At 61.9% G+C, this 5335-nt stretch carries 6 protein-coding genes; all 6 read right to left on the reverse strand.

Annotated elements, in window-relative coordinates:
* Positions 1-25: 25 nt before the first annotated feature.
* Positions 26-868: a phytanoyl-CoA dioxygenase family protein gene (locus Q0341_RS00015; RefSeq protein ID WP_299509627.1), complete on the reverse strand. Its 843-nt coding sequence runs from the start codon at positions 866-868 to the stop codon at positions 26-28.
* Between the two features lie 52 nt (positions 869-920).
* Complete coding sequence (locus tag Q0341_RS00020) at positions 921-1196, reverse strand: type II toxin-antitoxin system RelE/ParE family toxin (RefSeq protein WP_299509616.1); 276 nt, start codon at positions 1194-1196, stop codon at positions 921-923.
* Complete coding sequence (locus Q0341_RS00025; RefSeq protein WP_299509618.1) at positions 1193-1420, reverse strand: ParD-like family protein; 228 nt, start codon at positions 1418-1420, stop codon at positions 1193-1195. The genes Q0341_RS00020 and Q0341_RS00025 overlap by 4 nt, the downstream gene beginning before the upstream one ends.
* 109 nt (positions 1421-1529) lie before the next feature.
* On the reverse strand, positions 1530-2795 hold the full coding sequence (locus Q0341_RS00030) for a M20/M25/M40 family metallo-hydrolase (RefSeq protein ID WP_299509619.1): 1266 nt from the start codon (positions 2793-2795) through the stop codon (positions 1530-1532).
* On the reverse strand, positions 2792-4567 hold the full coding sequence (gene uraD / locus Q0341_RS00035; protein WP_299509622.1) for a 2-oxo-4-hydroxy-4-carboxy-5-ureidoimidazoline decarboxylase: 1776 nt from the start codon (positions 4565-4567) through the stop codon (positions 2792-2794). Before uraD ends, Q0341_RS00030 begins: the two co-directional genes overlap by 4 nt.
* Positions 4568-4569: 2 nt before the next feature.
* On the reverse strand, positions 4570-5335 hold a 766-nt coding region (locus Q0341_RS00040; RefSeq protein ID WP_299509624.1), incomplete at its 5' end, for a polysaccharide deacetylase family protein.

The following is a 5335-nucleotide window of genomic DNA, read 5'->3' on the forward strand; positions in this document are numbered from 1 at the left end:
GGGTGAAAGGGGACGGCAGACCCCGTCAAACCGCCATCAAAGGAAACAGCGCATGGTCCATCGGCGCCCCAGCGGGCAGTTGCTGGTCCAGCCCCGGGAAGGGCGGCGAGGTCACCCAAGGCCTTGGCGCGTGGGTCATGTCGTCGCCCAAAAAGCGCACCGAATACACGCGCCTGCGCTGCGTGCCGTCCACCCCGGCCGAGGCGTGCAGGCTGAGCATGTGAAAGCACACCAGATCGCCCGGCTGCAAGTCCCAGCCCAGGATGGGAAAGTCTTCGCGGTGGTTTTCAATGTCGGGCAACTCGGCCAGCGTGCCTTCGGGGAACCATTTGGCCTGGTGGGTCATGAAGGTGCGCGGCATGAGCCAGGGGCCACGGTGTGAGCCCGCGATGAACTCCAGCGTGGAAGGGCGCGACACCGGGTCCACCGGAATCCAGAAGCTGATGTTTTGCAGGCCGTCCACGTTGTAATACGGCTGGTCTTGGTGCCAGGGCGTGCGCTGGCGTGTGCCGGGTTCCTTGACCAACAGGTGGTCGTGGTACAGCCGCACCGTGGTGCTTTGCATCAGCCGCTGGGCCAGTGCGGCCAGGGGTGTGTCGAAGATGAAGCGCTGGTACTGCGGGATGTCCTGCCAGTTGCAAAAGTCCTCAAAAAAGCGCCCCGGGTCGTCCGGCCGACTGGCCACCATGCCGCGCGGGCTGGGGTGGGCCAGGTTGGCCTCTATGCCGCTTTTGAGTAGTTCTACTTCGTCTGGCGTGAACAAGTTGCGGATGCACACCGCGCCATCGCGCTGGTAATCGGCCACGTCCTGGTCGGTGGCGCAGGCTTGAACGCGTTTGCGGAGGGTGACTAGGGTTTGGCTGGTCATGTCGTTGAAGGTGTCCGTTAAACGAGATTTAACGCGTTGAATCAAAAGTAGTTCATCGCTTGAGCTTTTGGTAAAAATTTTCGTGCGAACCCAAAAGCAGCAGCATGCGCGTGCCGGGATCGTATTCATAAGCCAGAAGCATCAATTGCTGTTTGCTGCGGTATTTGTAGACAAAAATACCGGACAAGTCACCCTTTTTGGCCTCACCCAAGCCGGGGTCGTTGACGATAGCTTCGACAGCGCCGTCTGCATCGGCTTGCTGAGGTGCATGGAGTTTTTTATAGGCACGCGCAAAAGCCGCACTTTGAAGAACCTGAACCTGACTCATGCTCTGCGTGATTGGGGCACAAATGACGTTGCCAGAACGGAGCCTTCTGCCCGCGCGATCATGAGTTCGCGCACAAAGTCGATGGGTAAATCGGGGTTATCCAAAGCAGCCTTGCCGACCATGGCCCAGAATTCGATCTGTCCGGCAATGGTGCGCCGTTCAGCGTTGGCGTGTGCTTTGGCCTGTTCGTAAAGCGTGTCGTCGATGCGTACGGGCATGCCCATGAGATTCACCTTGAAGTTGATTGCTACTAATGTAGCATTGCAAGGTTTCCCACGTCAAGCACCGAGAACCGCCTTTGCAGACGATCTCAGCGCTTCGACTCTTATCCATTTAAGCCAGCAAATCCAGCAACGTCCGTGCGACCACCTTGGTCGCCCGGCGCAGGTCTTCCAGCTCGACATGCTCATCGGCGCGCTTGGCATTGGATTCGAGCACGGTTCGCGGACCTGCGCCGTAGATCACGCCGGGGATGCCGCGCTCCACGTACAGGCGCACGTCGGTGTAAAGCGGTGTGCCGATGGCGGGGATGGGTTCACCAAAGACCTGGCCGCCGTGTTTCTGAATCGCGTCGACCAGCGGCTGGTTGCCGGGCAGGGGCTTCATGGCGTTGGACAGCAGCATGCGGCGCACGTCCACCGTGAGCTGCTGACCGCCGCGTGGAGGCTGGAAGCTGGCAGCGGCGTTGGCAATGGTCTGGCGGATGCTGGCTTCGACTTCTGCAGGGTTCTCTTCGGGGATCATGCGGCGGTCGAGCTTGAAGCTGACTTTGCCGGGCACCACGTTGGTGTTGGTGCCGCCTTCGATCAGGCCCACGTTCAAATACGGGTGGGTGATGCCTTCGACCTTGGACGTGACTTTCAGGTATTGCGTGTTGAGGGCGTACAGCGCATTCAGGATGTGCACCGCGCCTTGCACCGCGTCGGTGCCGCTGTCGGGGATGGCGGCGTGCGACATCTCGCCTTGCACGGTGACTTCCATTTGCAGGCAGCCGTTGTGCGCGGTGACCACTTGGTAGCTGAAACCTGCCGCGATCAGCAGGTCGGGCTTGGTCAGGCCCTTGGCCAGCAGCCAGCCGGGGCCTACTTCGCCACCAAATTCTTCGTCGTAGGTGAAGTGCAGTTCCACGCCGCCCTTCAATGGGGCATTGAGCGATTCCAGCGCGCGGGTGGCAAAGGTGAAGGTGGAAAAGTCGCACTTGCTCACGGCGGTGGCGCGGCCGTACATGGCGCCATTGTGGATTTCGCCGCCGTAGGGCGGGTGCGTCCAGCCTTCGCCGGGCGGGACCACGTCGCCGTGGGCGTTCAGGGCAATGGTTTTGCCTTCGCCGTACTTGCGGCGCACGATCAGGTTGGTGACGGATTCGAGGCCGTAGGCTTTGACTTCGGCGGCGGGCACTGGGTGCTTTTCTGCGTCAAAGCCCATGGGTGCGAGCAGCTCGGCGGTGCGCTCGGCGTGCGGCGCGTTGTTGCCGGGTGGGGTGTCGGTGGGCACTTGCACCAGGGCCTGCAAAAACTTGACCTGCTCGTCAAAGTGCGCGTCGATCCAGGCGTCGAGTTGTTGGTATTGTTGTTCGTGGTTGACGTGGGTAGCGCTCATGACAGTTCCTGAGAGAGTTGGTTCAAAACATGGGTGAAGGCGTCGATACACAGTTGCATGTCGTCGCTGGTGGTCGATTCGCGTGGGTTGTGGCTGATGCCCCCGTTTTCGCCGCGCACAAACAGCATGGCCTGGGGCATGACTTCGTGCAGCTTCATCGCGTCATGGCCTGCGCCGCTGGGCAGCTTGAACAGCGGCACACCCAAGGCGCTCACGGCTCGTTCCCAGCGCGCTTGCCATTCGGGGGCGCTGGGGGCCGCGTCGGCGCTCATGGTGAGTTCGGCTTTGGCGCGCACGCCACGGCGTTCGGCAATCTGGTTGAGTTGGCTCATCACATCGGCTACCAGCGCGTCGCGCTGCGCATCGGTGGGTGCGCGCATGTCAAGGCTGAACAGGCAACGCCCGGGCACCACGTTGATGGAGCCATTGGGCACTTGCAACTGGCCAATCGTGGCGACGCTGTCGCCGTCTTGGGCGGCGCGTTGCTCCATGTAAAGCGCGAGTTCGGCCACGGCGCAGGCGGCGTCGCGGCGGCGGTCCATGGGGGTGGTGCCCGCGTGGCTGGCGGTGCCGAAGACCTCGCACAGGTAACGCACGCTGCCGTTGATGGAGGTGACCACACCCAGCGGGATGTTCACTTCGTTGAGCACCGGACCTTGCTCGATGTGGACTTCGATAAAACCCAGGTATTGCGCAGGGTCGCGCTGGATTTTGGGGATGTCGTCGCTGTTCAAGCCCGCGTGCTGCATGGCGGCGCGCATGGTGATGCCGTCGGCGTCTTGCTGGTCCAGCCAGGCGGGGTTGAACTGTCCAATGAGTGCGCCCGAGCCCAAAAAGGTGGCCTTGTAGCGCTGGCCTTCTTCTTCGGCAAAGGCCACGACTTCGATGCCAAAGGGCAAGCGTTGGCCCTGCTGGTGCAGCTGCTGCACGCAGGCCATGGGCACAAAGATGCCCAAGCGACCGTCGTACTTGCCGCCGTTGCGCACGGTGTCGTAGTGGCTGCCCGTCATCAGGTATTTACCGCCTGTGGTGGCCGGATGGTAGCGACCCACCACGTTGCTCACGGCGTCGGTGTAAACCTCGTCAAAACCGCAGTCGCGCATGTTTTGCGTGATGCGCTGGGCGCAGGCGCGGTGTGCGTCGGTCAAATAAGTGACGGTGAGTTGGCCCAACTCGGCAAAGCCGGGGTCACTGTGCTGGGCCAGTTGTTCTTGCCAGTCCCAGACCAGGTGGCCCAGTATGGGTTCCACACCAAACTTGTCGTTCAAACGAATCTCGACGATGCGGTGGATGTGGCGCAGGCACTCGGCCAACTCCATGTCGGGGTGGCCGAACAGGCGGCGCTCGAAGGCGTCGATGATCTGTTTTTTGCTCAGGCCCACGCCACGCGGGCCGCGCACGGCCAGGATAAAGGGCCAGCCGAACTTGGCGTTGTAGTCGGCGTTGAGTTTTTGAATCTTGGCGAACTCTTCGGGCGTGCAGTCGGTCAGGCCCGCCTTGGTTTGCTCGTTGGTCGATTCGGCCGTGAGCGACTTGCTGACCATGGCTTTGCCTGCCAGCTCAGGGTGGGCGCGGATCAGGCCCAGTTGCGCGTCCCGCCCGGCGTGCGCCAGCACTTCGCACATGGCGTGTTTCAGGTGTGCCATCGAGGTGAATGGGCGTTGCGCCAGCGCTTGCTCCGCGATCCAGGGCGAGTGCTCGTAAAGGCCGTCGAGCATTTGCGCCGCGTCTGCGGCGGATGCGTGGTTGAGTTGGTCGAGGTTCAGGGCCATGTTCAATCCTTGTAGGGGTGTGTGGCTTTCCAATGCCGCGCAATGTCGATGCGCCGGGCCACCCAGACATGCTCGTGCGACTGGATGTGGTCCAAAAAGCGTTGCAGCGCGGTGATGCGCCCCGGACGGCCCAGCAAGCGGCAGTGCATGCCGATGCTCATCATCTTCGGGGCGTTGTCGCCACTCGGGTCACCCTCGGCGTACAGCGCGTCAAATGTGTCCTTCATATACTGAAAGAACGGGTCGGCGTGTGAATAGCCTTGCGGCAGCGCAAAGCGCATGTCGTTGCAGTCCAGGGTGTAGGGCACGATCAGTTGCGGCGCATCGGTGCCGTCTGATTTGCGCACTTTCATCCAAAACGGCAGGTCGTCACCGTAGTAGTCGCTGTCGTACTCAAAGCCGCCAAAGTCGGCCACCAGGCGGCGCGTGTTGGGGCTGTCGCGCCCTGTGTACCAACCCAGAGGGCGCTCGCCGGTCAGCTTCTGAATGATCTCCATCGCCTCGGCCATGTGGGCGCGTTCGGTGGCCTCGTCGATGTGTTGGTAATGGATCCACTTGAGACCGTGGCAGGCGATGTCGTAGCCCAGTTCCTGGAAGGCGGCCGTCACGTCCTCGTGTCTTCGCAGCGCAGTGGCCACGCCAAACACGGTGAGGGGCAGGCCACGTTTTTCGAACTCGCGCAACAAGCGCCACACGCCCGCACGCGAGCCGTATTCGTAAATGCCTTCCATGCTGATGTGCCGCTCGGGGAAGGACGCGGGGTTGAAC

Origin of the sequence: uncultured Limnohabitans sp., from assembly GCF_937889215.1 — a bacterium.
Lineage (GTDB): Bacteria > Pseudomonadota > Gammaproteobacteria > Burkholderiales > Burkholderiaceae_C > Limnohabitans_A.